Here is a 16459-nt window from a genome sequence, read left to right on the forward strand (position 1 = left end):
ATTAACTCAGAATAATCAGAATAGTACCAGCTAGGGTCATCAAGATATTAGCAATTGCGTACGTACCTGCGTAGCCAAGTGCTGGAATCGTCGACTTCGCGTATTCGTTCACTACGTCCATAGCTGGTGCACATGTACGAGCACCGATGATGGCACCAAAGAGTAGTGCACGGTTCATCTTAAGCACGTAAGCGCCAACTAGGTACGCAAGAACGACAGGCACAACGCTGACGATAAACGCCAAACCGATGATCTGCGGGCCCACTTGAGTTAAGTGTTCGAACATCTTGCCACCGGCGCTTAAGCCGATGCCGACCATAAAGAACATCAAACCTAAGTCTTTGACCATGTTCAATGCCCCTTGCGGTACATAACCGAAAGTAGGGTGGTTCGCTCGTAGGAAGCCCAATGTGATGCCTGAAAGCAATAGGCCAACGGCGTTGCCTAGGCTGAACGACACCTGACCAAACGTCATTGTCACCAAACCAAACATAATGCCTAGAATAAAGAAGCTACAGAACGCAAGTAAGTCTGCCATTTGGCTGTGGATCGAGATGAAACCGATTTTTTCAGCAAGACCATGAACACGGCTTTTCTCACCACTTACTTGGAGCACGTCACCTTTGGCTAGAACGATGTCTAAATCCATAGGCATTTCAATTTGAGCGCGCACTACGCGGTTCAAGAAACAGCCGAATTCAGATAGGTTCAAATCAGACAAGCGCTTACCTGCAATCGCATCACTTTTAACCACGATCTCTTCTTCGACAATTCGAAGGTCAAGTAGGTTGCGATCGAATACTTCTTTACCGTTCCGGAAACTCGGGTCAAGACGTGCGTGGCTGTCTGGGAAGCCTACTAGTGCGATTTCGTCACCTTCTTGCAGGATAGCGTCACCATCTGGGTGGGCAAGAATACCGTTACGACGAATACGTTCGATGTAACAACCTGTCTGGCGATAAATGCCCAATTCTCGAAGGTTTTTACCATCTGTCCAATCAATCAGCTCAGGACCAACGCGGTATGCACGGATGATTGGCAAGTAAACCTTACGTTGACTAGAGTTGCCTAGGCCACGTTCTTGCGCAATTTGCTGAGCTGAATCCGATAGGTTCTGTTTTTGCAGTTTTGGCAGCAGTTTGGCGAACATAATCATACTGATCAAACCCACCAGATAAGCCATCGCATAACCAACCGATAGATTTTCTAATACTAAAGAGAAATCCATATTACGTGGAATGGTTGCAAGGCCAGAGTTGAGCGCATCTTGTGCACCTACCAGAACAGGCGTCGCAGTAAGGGCACCTGCCATCATACCGGCAGACAAACCAAAATCGAGGCCCATATAGTGGCTGCAGAAATAGGTGAGACCTACCGCAGAAACGAGTACGGTCATACTCAAAATAAAGTAATGCTTACCGTCTCGGAAAAATATGCCGAAGAAGTTTGGGCCCGCTTCAATACCCACACAGTAGATAAACAGCATAAAGCCGATGGTTAGTGCTTCTGCATTAAAAGAAAAGCCAAGATGGCCCATTACGAGAGACGTAATGAGAACGCCAATGGAATTACCTAACTGCAGCTTTCCAAAGCGAATTTTACCAATGGCAAGACCAATTGCTAATACGACGAAGATTAGAAGAATGGGGTTTTGTTCAAGAAGGTGTACGACGTCTATGTTCACAGCGTGGCTCGGTAAGGTGTGTGCCAAATAAAAATTAAGAATTTCGAATTGTAACTAAATATAGCAAAAAGATAAGTGAAATTTTTTAGGTTTTACTATTACTTGACGTAGGGGAGTAACAATTTGAATACATAATAAAAAAGCCGCTAATAGCGGCTTTTAAAAAATCAGTTATTCGAATTACTCGTCGAATAGACCTAGGTGCTCTTTTGCGTAAGCTTCAAAGTCATCACAACCACCGATGTGCGTTTGGTCGATGAAGATTTGAGGAACAGTTTCTACTGGCTTACCAACTGTTTTCTCTAGGTCAGCTTTAGAAATACCTTCAGCATGGATGTCTACGTAACGGTAGTTGAAGTCATCACGTTTTGCTTTAAGTGTCTCTGCGTGCTCTTTTGCGCGAACACAGAATGGGCAAGCTGGGCGACCAAAGATAACTACGAACATAATCTTATTTCTCCTAAAATCTATTCTTGTTGAAAGCACAACTAGACGTCATGTTGGTACATGCTTTCGTTTGTTGGGATAACTATGCCCGATCCAGATACGGAAATAAAGCAGCATTTACCTCTTGGCTCGATAGGTGAAATCTATCGTATAAAAACTAAACACGCACTAAGCTTAAAGCCAAGAAAAGTCACTTTTGGGGATGATTCTTAACCGCAAAATCGCGGCGGTTAAGTATGTGAAGTGACGCATAAAAACACACTTTTTGAAGGGTTAATGGCGGCAAGGTGCACTCGGTCAACTTTTTTTTGCTGAAAGCATAGCACTCTAGTGTGAGTTGTTGTTTGGGGAGGAAGTGTATGTTTCAGTTTATGACTGCGACACGGATTATCTTCGGCGAGGGAGCGCTCCAATCTTCGCTGTCTGTAATCAATCAATTTGGCTATAGCGTTTTACTGGTCACTGGTAAAGATACGCAACGAGCCACACCTATCATTAATTATCTAAAAGCGCAGAACATGCGTTATCAACACGTCGCCATCAATGGTGAACCCAATATCACCATGGTGGAAGAAACAGCCGTGCTTGGGCGCAAGTTTCAACCAGACATGGTCATTGCGATTGGCGGGGGCAGTGTCATTGATATGGGCAAAGCACTTGCCGCGATCATTCCCAACCAAGGTGATGTCTATGATTACGTCGAAGTGGTTGGGCGAAACGTACCTTTAAAAACCAAACCGATTCATTTTATTGCGATTCCTACAACGGCAAGTACTGGCTCTGAGGTAACCAGGAACGCCGTACTTAAATCCGGGCAAGATCAGGTGAAGGTCAGTTTAAGAAGTCCGGAAATGCTCGCTGATGTGGCGATAGTCGATCCAACCTTAACCTATGGCACTGACCAATATACTTCTGGTCGCGGAGCAATGGATGCTTTCACGCATTTGATGGAAGCATACGTATGTGGTGACCCAAACCCTCTCACCGATATGGTGTGTGAAGAAGGACTACGTCGATTAAGTCGTTCGGTCATTGCGGGCTGTAAACAGGATAATCATAAGGCCAGAGCAGACCTTTCTTTTGCGGCACTTTTAGGCGGGATGGCCATCACCAACGCTAAACTTGGTGCGGCGCACGGATTAGCCTCTGCACTAGGTGGCAAGCTCGATGCCCCACACAGTGTTATTACTGCGCGTTTGGCTCCTCATGTTATGCAAGAAAACATCAATGCCGCAAAAAGAGCAGGGCGCAGTGATGTGATAAGCCGTTACAAGCGACTGGCCCAACTCGTCACGGAAAGAACCAATGCCAACGAGCATGATGGCGTACTTTGGGTGAGAATGGTGCTGGATAAGCTTGAGTTACCTCAGCTTGGTAAATTTGGTGTGTGTCAGACGTCGTTTGAGCAAGTCGCCGATGATGCACTAAAGTCAGTTGCCATCAAAGGTAATCCATTACCGCTTACGCAAGATCGTTTGGTGTACATTCTTCGCCAAGTTTGTGATTGCAGTGATGCCTGCATGGGCGAGAGTGAAGGTAGCCAACATGTCAGCTCAGTAGAGGTGTTGGAGTCACGCTCAGATCTTTCGGATGTGAATCAGTAGAAATACGATCAACCAGATGCGAAAAGGGGAGCTATTTAGCTCCCCTTTCTATTTCTTATTACTGACTAAGTCGATTCGTTAGTATTGACTTAGCTTGTCGTAGCGGCTGTCTTTCAGCGCGTCTTTTACTCGCTTCAAGTTCTCACGGAAACCAGTACCACGGCGTAGCGTAAAGCCTGTTGCTAACACATCGATGACCGTCATTTGAACCACACGACTTGCCATTGGCATGTATACGTCTGTGTCTTCAGGTACATCTAGCGTGATAGCCAGTGAACTTGCTTTCTCAAGCGGTGAGTCTTTTGCTGTGATGGCAATAACCGTCGCGCCGTTTTCACGAGCAAGGTTTGCAATCTCAACTTGGCTCTTAGTGCGACCAGTATGAGAAATCAGAACGATAACGTCATTGTCACTACAGTTGATGCAGCTCATGCGTTGCATCACGATATCTTCGAAACAAGTAATTGGAATATTGAAGCGAATAAACTTGTTTTGAGCGTCACGTGCAACAGCAGAAGAAGCACCTAGACCGAAGAATGAGATGCGCTTAGCTTGAGTCAGAAGATCAACCGCACGGTTAACTTGCATCGAATCAAGACTGTTTTTCGCTACGTCCAAACACGCCATTGTCGATTCGAAAATCTTGTGCGTGTATGCATCTGGACCATCGTCTTCTTCGACATTACGGTTTACGTAAGGCGTACCATTGGCAAGGCTTTGCGCAAGGTGAAGTTTAAAATCTGGGAAACCTTTAGTATCCAGACGACGACAGAAACGGTTAACAGTAGGCTCACTCACGTCAGCCATTTTAGCTAACGTTGCAATGCTTGAATGAATTGCAGTTTGTGGAGACGCCATAATTACTTCCGCAACTTTGCGCTCTGACTTACTGAAATTCTCCAGGTTTTTTTGAATTTTTTCTAATGTATTCATAGTGTTCACGAGGGTATAGAGAACAACTCGCTGGCTCTGTTAACGAATGGAAACCCAAGGGGCTTCTCGGTCTAGAGGGGCGTTAACGAAAACCACCAGCGCCATAAATTCAGTATAAACCCGATCCTTTATCTGGCTAAAACAAATACCGTTACTATTTCGTGAGAATTTGACAAGCCTCAAACAAAATGTTGTAAAAACTACAGAATTGAAGGTGGGATCGTTGGTTTGTTGCTCTAGTGGCACAATAATGATGTCTGAGTTACACCAAAAAGAAAGAAATTTTCACTTTGATGTAACTCACATTGGCGCCTAAGAATTGAGAATGTCGTCGACAGTTTCTTCAATCTTAGCCATCAAGCTCGGTGCTTGCTGAGCAATTTCTCTTTGCTCACTCAAAACCGCGCTCAAAATATCATTGGTGGTTAATGGGTTAGCAAGAACTACGCGGAATACAATGGTGTTCATGCGTTGCCATTGGTCTGGATTCAGTCGAGTACGAGAGACAAACGACTTACCAGTTTCACGCTGACGTTTCTGAATAAACTGAGTGAGCTGGTTGATTAACTCATTAAGTTTTTCTTTCTGAACGCCTTGTGCTTTATCTAACGCCGCGCGCATTTTGGTTGGCAGGTAACGGTAGGTTAACAAACAAAGCTCAGGCTCAGACACCAATTCGAAGTCTTCTTGTTGGTTAATCAGATCAGCGAAGTAACGTGCTTTCTCAATACTTTGGTCGATCAGAAGCTCGTAACCTGGGCGACTGATGATGTGCATTGCTGCGTAAACCAACATTGCCATACCAGAACGAGAACCCTCAAGCGTATGACTGCCTAAGTCTTTAGAACCTTTACGCAAGATGTACTGTGCATGATGCTCGATAGACTTCATCGCATCTGGATCTTTAAACAGAACCATGCCTGCGCCCATCGGAATGTAAAGCTGTTTGTGAGCATCGATCGTGACAGAGTCGGCAAGTTCAACGCCACCAAGTAGATGACGATGGTTGTTCGACATCAGTGTCGCGCCGCCCCAAGCCGCATCCACGTGGAAGTGGCAGTTGTGCTCAGCACATACTTCTGCAATTTGAGGTAGTGGGTCAACGCTGCCAGTCTCTGTCGTACCAGCAACACCAACCACAGCGATAGGCTTGATGTTTTGTGATTCGAGCTCGGCGATTTTTGCTTTTAGGTCGTCAACAATGATGCGGTTGTTCGCGTCTGTTTTGACGGCAACTAGGCCCTCTTGACCAAGGCCAAGAACGTCTGCTGCTTTCTTAAGAGAGTAGTGACCTCGTTCAGAAACCAAAATTGCTAAGCCTTCATAGCCATAATGCTTCATGGCTTTGAACAGACCTTCTTTTTCTACACCTTTGAATGCGCCATCAGCCTTCAGTGCTTTATTGCGAGCAACCCAAAGCGCAGTGATGTTAGCGATGGTGCCGCCGGAGCAAAATGCACCCAGAGAGTGTTTCGCGCTGTGCATCCATTTACGGTAGAACTTATCGTCCTGACCGTAGATAAGGCGATGCAACATACCAAGAACTTGACGCTCAAGCGGTGTGAAAGCTTTTGATGTTTCGATTTTCACCAAGTTTTGGTTCAAGGCAATCATGATCTTCGACAGCGGCATTAAGAAATACGGCAGGGCAGAAGTCATGTGACCAATAAAGCTTGGTGCAGAGGTGTGAACCGAGTGAGATACCAAGGTATCTAGCAGGTGCTCGGTATGGTCTGACACGAACTCAGGTTGCTCAGGAATCTGAGCAGAAGAAAAGTCTTTCTCAATTTCACGTAAAGGCTTTTCTTCTGCCACGATGTGTTCACGAAGAAATTGATTCAAGTTCTGCGAAAGACTTTCATCAATTTTAGTCAACGTTGAATCTGGACCTTCAGGGATAGTGAAGATCTTTAACAAGCTCTCGAAGCTAACGTCAGCGGTTTTTTGTTCCTTAACCATAGCAAAGAATCTTTGTAGTTATTTTGGTAATGCGAGCGGCACAATCTAAACCAAAACGGGCGCAAAGTCCCGTTTTAATTATTGAAACCCATATTGCTGAAATGAAATTCAAGGGTGGGATTTATTCACATTTCTGCTTCTCAATCTTAGCAATTGATTGATTATACTTGTTAAGCGCAGAATCGATCTGTTTTGGATGGCTCAATAAGTCAGCAAATGCAGAGCGTAGGTCGTAGTTCTTTGGATGGTTTGCAGATTGACGATCGCTGAAGGTTTTCTTCGCCGCTTCGCCCAGGGCATCGCTGCGTGTCGCCAGTTGCTTCACATCGTGTTGTTCTAGCTTCAACCACGCTTCAACCGGTTGCTCTGTTGCTACTCGGCTTGGATCGTTTTCTAGAAAATAATGTACTGCTTCACGGTTGAGTTCGAAGTGGTGTTTACGGCCTTCTAAGAACCATTGGCTAACTTCTTTTAAGTCAGGGTATTGAGTCACAGTTAGGTCTACGAGGTCTTGATACCACTGTAGGGAAGCATCAATGTAGCCATCGTATTTAGTTGCAAGACATTGCTGATCAGCAGCAAAAGTAAAAGTTGAGCTTGTAGCGAGGAGCGCCGCAACGACAAAGCGTTTCATTATTATTCCTTTTGGTTGTATTCCCTTTGTAACCCCAATAGACATATGCCTTGCCTGTCACTGATTACCGATCCAAGAGTTAAAAATTAAAGGGCTCGATAACAAAGCGGTGAACCAGAAAATTCTCTTCGAATTGAGCATTTTGAGGTTACTTGGGTATTTGAATTTTTGCCGTATTGTAATGGATGTTAATGAATATTCCTGAGATCTAGCTAGCAAGAGACACAAAGAAAAGCATCATAACTGGCACTAATAAGCTCAAGATAAAGCCACTAACAATGGCAACAGGCACACATCGAACACCGCCCGTGGTTTGAATGACAGGCAGCGTAAAGTCCATCGCCGTCGCACCAGCATAGCCAATTGCTGTAGATGGATAACTGCGAATAAGCAGTGGAATGGCAATCAAAGCGACCAATTCACGCATCAGCTCAATTAAAAAAGAAGCGCCGCCAAAGATTGGGCCAAAGGCGTCACCCATCAAAATGCCAGCCAGTGAGTACCAACCAAAACCGGAAGACATTGCCAAAGCTTGATAAAGAGGAAGATCCAAAATCATTGCAGCAATTACGCCGCCAAGCATACACGTTGTAATGATCACTGTCGCAATCGCCATACCTTGCTTGTTGAGTAGAATTTGTCTGAGCGTCAAACCACTATTACGCAGTTGAATGCCGATAAAGAAAAGCAAAAGGAATAAAATCCACTCGCTTGCAGTGTCTACCCAAGACAAGCCAATAGGAAGAATCAAGCCAGCGATTAGACCACCACCCACAACAACGACAAGCTTGATTGACTCTAAGGCCATTGACGAAAGGGGGAGCTTCTTTTGATTCTGATCGGTTTGCAAAGGAAGTAGCTTATCGACCAAAGGTAAAGCGAGTAGGTTGCAGGCTCCCAAGCATACAAAGAAGGTGCCCGCGTATAGAAGGATGGTTTGTAGATTGCTACCTAAATTATCCAGCGCAGCCAAACTCAAGCCCATCAGGGAAAGAATGACGTAAATAAGGTATGACGTCGATTTATTGATCTTCTCCAATACTGACGCGCGAGAAACTGGAATTAAATAACCCACCACGAGTGGGGCGAAGATAAATAGCATCCCTGAGAACATAAAGCCCAATGATTCCTTTCTGGATAAAGAACAACAGAGCCACGAATCAACGTATCAGAATACTATCTGACTCTTATCGTGGCTTGGTTTGAAGCTAGTAAGATTAAAGACCGCTTGCGCTGAGTACTTCTTTAATTTCACTTTGGAAGTCAGTATCACTCATATTACTGAGATCGTACAAGACTTCTGCACCTGTTAAATTAAATTCTACTTCGTGATCTTCAATGCGTTCATCTTGATTGCGAAACATTAATAGATGGTTTGCGATACGAGCAATATCTAAATAGCTTACTTCAGGGCGAGCAGATTCGAACTTCTCATTCGAGGAGACTTCACGGAAATCATTATCAAAGCCCCATTTTTCTAGCACTAATTTACTCGTAGCAGAACAGCGGGTTTGGAATATTTGTAGCGCGATGTCGGCATCAAGGTAATTGCCGCGATCGAGATAGAGGTGGTATTCATTGATTAGGCAGAATAAGCCAATGTCGGCTAACAAGCCAACCAGCAGTGCCTTTTCTTGCTCCAGATGCCCATAGGTCGCCGGCTCATGCTTACGAAACTCTTGAACCACTAACACCATGGTTGCGCCAAGCTCACGTGAAACAGCCGCACTTTTCACCAAGATGCTATTACACTCTTTGGTCAGGTTTACAGAGTGCTTCAACTGTTCAATCGCTTGTGCGGTGACGATATCCCTCACTCGCAGAATCCCAAGGCGTGAAACTGCCGTCGTTAGGTCATTGCATGTAATGTTGCGACGATTAAAGATGACAGAGTTTGCCACGCGAACAACAACTGCAGCCAAACCTGGATCTTCCAGCAAGGCATTTGCTACATCTGCAATGGTCGTGTGTTCTTCAGTGCAAAGTTGTTGGATCTTGAGGACGACATCTGGGATGGGAGGAAGGGAAATTTTACCAGTAGAAATCGATTGTTCTACCAGCTGAGCGAACTCAGATTCGAGTGCCTTTATGAGCTTATCTTTATTATTAGGTAGCCAAAAAAATGATAAATGTTCCATTATGACGCTGTGCTTGAGAGCTTTCGTACAGTGTACCCTCACAGTATGTTAGTTATCAATTAAATACCTAATTCGCTCTCGCAATTGCCGTATTAATCACCATGATGCTTATTTTTTGGCACTTACTGCGTCAAAAAAACATCGGATGAAGATAAGTAACTGTGAAACTAATCACGTATGTTGAATTTGTAGTTTGGCATCTGTGACATAGATCCTAACTTATTTTTCAACGTTAAGTATGATTAAGACAGTTGGTGAGCGCAATTCACAAAAATATCGCCAACATAAAGACAATTTTTAATCGCTATAAGCTGCTGTTCAATCTGGTGACATCGCTAATCGGGGTAATTTATTCCAATTAAAGAGGTCAATGGACATGACAGACCAAGCTTTTTTTAACTATGTAAGCAATTTTAGTGAGTACCAAAAACGTTCAATGTTTGGTGGTATTGGTTTATTCAGCAATGACGCAATGTTCGCGTTGGTAAGTAACGACTGTTGTTATTTACGCGGCGGAAATGGGTTGGATGATGAGTTTACTCAACTAAACTGCGAAAAATATAAGCACGTCAAAAAACAAACGACGGCAACCGTAAACTATTACGACGTAACAGATCTGTTTGATTCAAGCTTTGATGGACTTGACGAACTGTTACAAAAATCAATTGAATGTTCTATTAAGGAACGCAAATACCAAAAGTCTTCCGCCAGTAGACGTTTGCGTGATCTGCCAAATATGCAGTTGACGCTCGAACGCATGGTAAAGAAAGCCGGCATTGATGATGTCGACACATTTTTAGAACTTGGACCGGTAGAAGTATTCAACAAAGTCAGAGTTGCTTACGGCAGTGACGTTGACGTGAAACTTCTATGGAAATTTGCTGGTGCGATCGATGGTATCCACTGGAAATTGATCCAAGAGCCACGCAAAAAGCAATTGCTAGCGATGTGCGAGTAAGGCGCTTTAGTTTCACGATGATTGACTCGTTTAGGATGAAGTTAGCGAGTCATAAAAGGTGAGTGTTGAAAGCGACAAAAGGAAGTTGATGCTTTTAGCCACTTCATTCGAGTTAGTCATTGCTACAAATCAGTTATTAGAAAAGAAAAACCGAGGCAGATGCCTCGGTTTTTTTATTTGTGCTTCTAGGGCTGTTCAATCAAGGGATTGATTAGAACTTGAAGCGAGTCGTGAACATCACTTGGTCACCGTAGAAGTCGTTGATGCGCGCTTCTGCACCTAGAGAGAATAGCTCTGTAGAGTGGAAACGAGCGTAAACAGAACCAATCCAATCGTCATCGTTGTCGATAGATACGTAGCCTGCTTTACCACCCACTTCTAGTTGTGGACCAAGCCATTGGCGTACACCAAGGTTCAGTTCCATACCAACGTCTGTGCTGCTAGAGTTTGATGGTTGTACAACACGCATTAGCATTGCACCTGTTAGGTCAGCCCAGTTGTTTAGTGGAGAGTGGAAGCCAAAACCCGCTGCTGAATCGAAATCGCCATCGAATTCAGAATCGATACGAGCAATTACGTGTGCATTTGGGTGGATTGATTTGCTGAAACCAGCACCGAATGTTACTGGGCTTGCACCAATGCGAGCTTCCATGTAGTCGTAGCTAAAGTTGCTCATTGTTGCTGGAGCGTTGTAGTCGTTCGCAGCTAGAGCTTGGCTAGATGCCAGCAAAAGGGCAGCGGCTAATAGTGTTTTACGCATAACTAACGATAAACCTTGTCTTATAGTTCCATGGATCCAAGTAACCACTTGAACCGTAATCTGATTTGTTCGACATCATAATAAAAACCAAGGGCGACGACCAACAAAAAAGTGTCGATGTTTTGTCAAATGAGTCAATTGTGCCAAGTTAACAGCAAAAAACGCGCCATGTTGGGGTTACGCGGCGCGTTTTTGTGTTTAAAAGATTATTCGCCGAAGCTCGCTCGTCTATCTGCCATGGCGTTAAGAATTGCTTCTGCGTCTAAAATAGAAGTCCAGGATAGAAGGTTATCATCGTTTTCTATCATAAAAGCAGTCAGTTGCGAGACGATAGCTTCTCTTAATTCTTCACCTTTCCAAGGTTTAGCAATGTAGTAATCAAGACTTGCGTGGTTAACTGCTTCTACCGTGTCTTCAAGCTCTGCTTGTCCAGTAAGGAGTACTTTTCGAGCGGATTTAGTGTCACCATTTTGACTGAGCTCGATTAAGAAGCTGATGCCTGTCTGCTCTGGCATGATGTGGTCACACAGAATTAAGGCGAGCTGAATGCCATCTTCCGCCATTTCTTCAATCACTTGTTTGGCTTCCGTTACGGATTCCGCGCCTTCGACCACAAAGTTATCTTCAAATGGGATCAAATCCTGAAGGACACTATCCAAGACTTCTCTTTCATCATCCACACATAAAATCAGATATTTAGTCATGCTTCATCTCCTTCTTGAGTGATAGGTAACCAGACGGTCATACAAGTGAAATGGTTGAGCTCAGATTCCACTTCTATCCAGCCTTTATGGCCCGCCATGATTTGTTGGCAGATAGAAAGTCCGATTCCTAAACCGAAATTACCTTCTTTCTTCGTTGTAAAGTTGAGTTCAAAAATGGCTTTTTGTTGTGATTCTGGAATGCCGCATCCGTTGTCTTTGAATGAGATGACGGCATAAGTTTGACTGCCTTTCTCGACCAATCTCGACTGAATCACCAATTCCCCTTTGTCTGGGAAAGCATCAATCGCGTTGGAAATAAGATTGGTCCACACTTGTTGCAGCGCAATCGGCTGGCAAAGGGTGTTTGGTAGCTCAGCATAGTCGGTCGTGACCTTGTGCATTTTGAGTTTGTTTTCAAAGATCACCAACGTATCTTCTATGCCTTCATGCAGGTCTGCAAAATGCAAACTCTCATCATCAGAGCGGGCGTATCCCTTCAAGCTTTTCACCATATCAGCAATCCGAGCGGCGCACACATTTATCGAACGCAGAGAAGCACCAACTTGGTGATACTGCTCTAGGGTTCCCAAGGCGTGCAAGGATTCGGTTTTTTGACGGTTGAGCTGCGCTATCAAGGTTTGGTCAGATTCGAGCCCGAGATTAACGACTTTCTTAGCGAGCGCTCTGTCGGGTAGGTCGGTGCTTAGTTGTTTCACTCGTTCCCGTAGCTCGGACGTAGAAGCGGGTTTGACGCGTTGGGCTTTCGTCAGTAAGGCAACGCCTTTTTCTTGAATGTCATGGCTAGGGAGTTCTGTGAGCAGATTCTCCAGTGTATGCGTCAGATTTTCCACCCCGCGGAGAATGGCTGCGATAGGGTTGTTTAACTCATGGGCAACGCCGGCGACAAGTTGCCCAAGCATCGCCATTTTCTCTCTCTCAATAAGTTGCTGGTGGGCAGATTCTAGAGACTCCAGAGTTTTTTGTAGCTGTAACTTGGTGTTGATGCTGCGTTGCAATCGTCGGTTGAAATGACGGAGGAGCAGGTTAGTAAAGAGCGGTAATAAGTTTGAATCGCTCTGCATTACTTTGCGGAAAACTTTTCTATCCAGCTTGATCACTTCGGTTTTGGTGAGTGTTAAGGCTGTCGAGAAGGAACTTTCTCCAGTAACAAACGACATGCCGCCGACAATGTTACCTTTCGAATGTCGGACCACTTCGCGCTGCATACCAAGCTCATCGCGTTTGTAGAGTGCTACTTCACCACTGGTAATAAACCACAAGAAACTGTTTGGCTCGCCTTCTACCGTGAGCAAGTGTTCTGGTGAGTAGGTGCGACAAGCCTTGGTATCGTCATTTTGTTCAAAGAAATGTTGCAGAGCACTGATGACTTGCTCTGCCAGTTCTCCGTCGGAAAGGGCGTGATAGTCGTTTAGGAAACCAGCTTGATAATTACTCATCTGACTTTCGATGTGTGCACGAAGCAACTTGTGCTGATCGAGAATTTGGCTGTAGCTGAGTAAGTCTTCTCTGTCGTAACGCAGAATAAATTGGGTGAGCTCTTTCTGTGCTGTATTGAAAAGAACCTTGTCAGGGAGTGGCTTAGTTAAGCAATGGTCGAGTCTACCTTCGTTAACGGCGGTTAAAATGGCTTCAATATCCGAAGAGCAACTGATCAGTATTTTGCGCGCTTGTTCAGTATGAGGCTTGCGATCCAAGCCAATGAGGAAATCGACGCCGTTAAAATGTGCGTGATGACTGGCAATAACGAGTGCCACTTTTTGCTCTCTTTCTTCGAGATATTCGAGAGCGCTCTGTGCTTCTTCTATCGATTCCACAGAGAGAATATCAAACTTACTTGAGAAGGCTGACAACTCCAATCGAAACTGTTCGGCACTGATTGGATTGTTGTCGAGGCACAATACAGCGTAACGGTTCACAGCGGTTTGAGCTCCGGTTAAAACTTGGCACTAACAACATATCAATTAAATGTAAGAATGGGTGGGAGCTGGGTATTATTCTCGATTAATGAACTAAAATAACCATCAATAGTCTGATATATCTCAATGTTTTATCCGCTTTGGGTTTGGGTTAGACTGAGCACAAATACTCAATAAGTGACGTTATGGAAAATCTAAAAAAAATCGGTGCCATTGGTGGCGCTATTTCTCTTGCGCTATGTTGGCCGCTAGCGGTTGGTCAGATTGGTCAAACTATCATTGAAGATGGCATCGCCAACATGAACGATGAAATGGTCAAAGCTGAAATCGTGGAATATGACCGCGGTTACCTGTCTTCAGTTGTTCTGACACGTTACACCGTTGTCGACCCAGAAATCAAAGCGCAGCTTGAGCGCGATGGTCTTCCGACGGCATTTGATGTAACCAGTGACGTGACTCATGGTTTAACAAGCCTAAGTGCTGACTCTAAATTGGTGGATGCGGACTTCTTGCCGCTGACGATGCACAGCAAAACCCAGTTGAATGGCAACACCGATTTTACGTTGGACCTTGCTAGCTGGAATTACCAGAATGATGCTCAAGGTATGCACCTTTCTTCAAGCCCTGCTCAAGTGAAAGGTAATGTAACGGTACTGGGTGATTTGAACTACCAAGTGTCGATTCCTTCGGTACAAATTGATTTCGAAAATGGCGAAGAGATTCACCTAACAGAGCTAAAAGGTGAAGGTAAAGGTAAGCAAGCAAAAGGTTACTGGCTAGGTGAGCAGTCTTTCTCACTACAAAAGCTAGATATCGTTGATGCGCAACTTGCTCCTATGTTCCTGATTGAGAACGCAAGCTACAGCGGCAATACCTCTCTGAACGAAGCGGGCGATAAGCTGAGCACGAAACTTGTGTTAGATGCGAAGCAAATGCGTTTAACTGATGGCACAGACGTTGATAACTTTAAGTTGGATTTTGCTATTGGCGATGTAGACAGCAAATCCTTTGATGAAATCATGTCAATTTACCAAAGCTCGCCAATGCTGGATGAGCAAGAAGTTCAAAAACTATTGCCACATATTGATACGTTGTTTAGCAAAGGCTTCAGCCTATCTGTGAATGAGTTGTCTTTGGCATTTGGTGAAGGCAAGTTCCGCAACGAATGGCAATTGTCTGTGCCTCAAGGTACTGACCACATCACTCAAGACCCAATGAAGTTGATGACGGCGACAAATGGTTCTCTAAACACTTACTTCTCGGATGAACTCGTGGATCTTTACCCATTCATTCAAGAAAGTGTGGATGAGCTGATGGTGATGGAGCTTATCCAGAAAAAAGACAAAGGTTATGAACTAAAAGCGCAAATTTCTGATGGGAAATTGAAGTTCGAAAACGGACAAGAGTTTCCTTTAATCGCACTGCTTATGCCAGCCTTGATGCAATAGAGAAGTTTACAAAGTAAGTTTTTAGCTTTTTCAGTTTAAAAAGAGGTCGTAAGACCTCTTTTGTTGTTTTTATCCCTGCAAAAACGTGATATTAATTTCGTAATCTTTACTTAGCAGGAGCAATGAGCATCATGGAACAAAATACGGACAACGTATTTAACTTCAGTGCAGGGCCAGCAGGTCTGCCAAAAGCAGTCATGCAGCAAGCACAAAAGGAGCTAATCAACTGGCAAGGTCTTGGTACTTCAGTGATGGAAATCAGTCACCGAAGCAAAGAGTTCATCAAGGTTGCAGAAGAAGCAGAGCAAGACCTTCGTGATCTTCTGAACATCCCAGACAACTACAAAGTACTGTTTTGCCAAGGTGGTGCTCGTGCTCAATTTGCCGCTGTTCCACTTAACCTTTTAGGCGATGCGGAAACTGCGACTTATATTGATGGCGGTTACTGGGCAGAAAGCGCAGTAGCAGAAGCGAAAAAGTACTGTGAACCAGACGTCTTCAATGCAAAGACTGTCATCGACGGCAAAGCAGCTGTATTGCCAGCGGCAGAATGGAAAATTTCTCCTGACGCGGCTTACGTGCATTTCTGCCCGAACGAAACCATTGATGGTATCGAAATCAACGATATGCCAGTGACGGACAAACCAATCGTTGCTGATATGTCTTCAACCATTCTTTCTCGTGAAATCGATGTCTCGAAATACGGCGTGATTTACGCGGGTGCGCAGAAGAATATCGGTCCTTCAGGTATCGCTATTGCGATCGTTCGTGATGATCTGCTTGGTCTAGCGAAAGAAGTACTACCAAGCATTTTGGATTACAAAGTGTTGGCAGAGAAAGAGTCAATGTTCAACACGCCGCCGACGTTTGCTTGGTACCTGTCTGGCCTCGTATTCAAGTGGCTGAAAGCGCAAGGCGGCGTAAAAGTGATTGAACAGGTAAACCGTGACAAAGCTGCACTGCTTTACGATTACATTGACCAATCAGACTTCTACCGCAATGGTGTGCATTCTGCGAACCGTTCTCTAATGAACGTACCATTCCAACTTGCTAAGCCTGAGCTAGACGGAACGTTCTTAGAATTAGCAGACGCGAAAGGTCTGAAAGCGCTAAAAGGTCACCGCGCGGTTGGCGGTATGCGTGCTTCTATCTACAACGCAATGCCACTAGAAGGTGTACAGGCCCTTGTCGACTTTATGCGAGAGTTCGAGCAAGAATACGCTTAATCGCGACCTGTGATACAATCCTTCAAA

14 protein-coding genes are annotated in these 16459 nt (G+C 44.6%); 4 read left to right on the forward strand and 10 right to left on the reverse strand.

The window, feature by feature from the left end:
• Nucleotide 1: 1 nt before the first annotated feature.
• A complete protein-coding gene (locus KIT90_RS04125) occupies nt 2–1684 on the reverse strand; it encodes an aspartate:alanine antiporter (RefSeq protein ID WP_005442250.1) in 1683 nt (560 codons plus the stop codon).
• A 180-nt stretch (nt 1685–1864) separates the two neighbouring features.
• Nucleotides 1865–2131, reverse strand: a complete 267-nt coding sequence (locus KIT90_RS04130) for a GrxA family glutaredoxin (protein WP_005428550.1) — start codon at nt 2129–2131, stop codon at nt 1865–1867.
• A gap of 359 nt (nt 2132–2490) precedes the next feature.
• Between KIT90_RS04130 and KIT90_RS04135 the strand changes: the two genes are divergently transcribed.
• Nucleotides 2491–3735, forward strand: a complete 1245-nt coding sequence (locus KIT90_RS04135) for an iron-containing alcohol dehydrogenase (protein ID WP_005442249.1) — start codon at nt 2491–2493, stop codon at nt 3733–3735.
• A 78-nt stretch (nt 3736–3813) separates the two neighbouring features.
• Here KIT90_RS04135 and KIT90_RS04140 read toward each other — a convergent pair whose 3' ends face one another.
• The 5 genes from KIT90_RS04140 to KIT90_RS04160 all read right to left on the reverse strand — a co-directional run bounded on the left by KIT90_RS04140 (nt 3814) and on the right by KIT90_RS04160 (nt 9399).
• Nucleotides 3814–4668 (reverse strand): MurR/RpiR family transcriptional regulator, encoded by an 855-nt coding sequence (locus tag KIT90_RS04140; RefSeq protein WP_005442248.1) that lies wholly within the window; start codon nt 4666–4668, stop codon nt 3814–3816.
• A gap of 312 nt (nt 4669–4980) precedes the next feature.
• On the reverse strand, nt 4981–6627 hold the full coding sequence (gene panP / locus KIT90_RS04145; RefSeq protein ID WP_171370190.1) for a pyridoxal-dependent aspartate 1-decarboxylase PanP: 1647 nt from the start codon (nt 6625–6627) through the stop codon (nt 4981–4983).
• Nucleotides 6628–6748: 121 nt separating this feature from the next.
• Complete coding sequence (locus KIT90_RS04150) at nt 6749–7261, reverse strand: hypothetical protein (protein ID WP_122067734.1); 513 nt, start codon at nt 7259–7261, stop codon at nt 6749–6751.
• 208 nt (nt 7262–7469) lie between these two features.
• Nucleotides 7470–8375, reverse strand: a complete 906-nt coding sequence (locus KIT90_RS04155) for a lysine exporter LysO family protein (RefSeq protein WP_180825468.1) — start codon at nt 8373–8375, stop codon at nt 7470–7472.
• Nucleotides 8376–8478: 103 nt separating this feature from the next.
• Nucleotides 8479–9399 carry an HDOD domain-containing protein gene (locus KIT90_RS04160; RefSeq protein ID WP_009705833.1) on the reverse strand — a complete coding sequence of 307 codons (921 nt, stop codon included), beginning with the start codon at nt 9397–9399 and terminating at the stop codon, nt 8479–8481.
• Between the two features lie 370 nt (nt 9400–9769).
• Here KIT90_RS04160 and KIT90_RS04165 point away from each other — a divergent pair, with 370 nt between their 5' ends.
• The gene (locus KIT90_RS04165) at nt 9770–10357 is read left to right on the forward strand and encodes a TfoX/Sxy family DNA transformation protein (RefSeq protein WP_009705834.1); all 588 of its coding nucleotides are present in this window, start codon (nt 9770–9772) and stop codon (nt 10355–10357) included.
• Nucleotides 10358–10568: 211 nt separating this feature from the next.
• Here the strand turns inward: KIT90_RS04165 and KIT90_RS04170 are convergent, their stop codons facing one another.
• The 3 genes from KIT90_RS04170 to KIT90_RS04180 all read right to left on the reverse strand — a co-directional run bounded on the left by KIT90_RS04170 (nt 10569) and on the right by KIT90_RS04180 (nt 13758).
• The gene (locus KIT90_RS04170; protein ID WP_005442235.1) at nt 10569–11117 is read right to left on the reverse strand and encodes a hypothetical protein; all 549 of its coding nucleotides are present in this window, start codon (nt 11115–11117) and stop codon (nt 10569–10571) included.
• Nucleotides 11118–11323: 206 nt separating this feature from the next.
• On the reverse strand, nt 11324–11821 hold the full coding sequence (locus KIT90_RS04175; RefSeq protein ID WP_285375504.1) for a response regulator: 498 nt from the start codon (nt 11819–11821) through the stop codon (nt 11324–11326).
• On the reverse strand, nt 11818–13758 hold the full coding sequence (locus KIT90_RS04180; RefSeq protein WP_285375507.1) for an ATP-binding protein: 1941 nt from the start codon (nt 13756–13758) through the stop codon (nt 11818–11820). The genes KIT90_RS04175 and KIT90_RS04180 overlap by 4 nt, the downstream gene beginning before the upstream one ends.
• Nucleotides 13759–13943: 185 nt before the next feature.
• Between KIT90_RS04180 and KIT90_RS04185 the strand changes: the two genes are divergently transcribed.
• Both KIT90_RS04185 and serC read left to right on the forward strand, forming a co-directional pair.
• Nucleotides 13944–15206, forward strand: a complete 1263-nt coding sequence (locus KIT90_RS04185; RefSeq protein WP_285375509.1) for a DUF945 family protein — start codon at nt 13944–13946, stop codon at nt 15204–15206.
• Nucleotides 15207–15337: 131 nt separating this feature from the next.
• Nucleotides 15338–16432, forward strand: coding sequence for a 3-phosphoserine/phosphohydroxythreonine transaminase (gene serC, locus KIT90_RS04190; RefSeq protein WP_285375512.1), 1095 nt, complete (start codon nt 15338–15340; stop codon nt 16430–16432).
• The last annotated feature ends 27 nt before the right edge of the window (nt 16433–16459 follow it).

Origin of the sequence: Vibrio sp. B172a, from assembly GCF_030248355.1 — a bacterium.
GTDB classification, from domain to species: domain Bacteria; phylum Pseudomonadota; class Gammaproteobacteria; order Enterobacterales; family Vibrionaceae; genus Vibrio; species Vibrio owensii.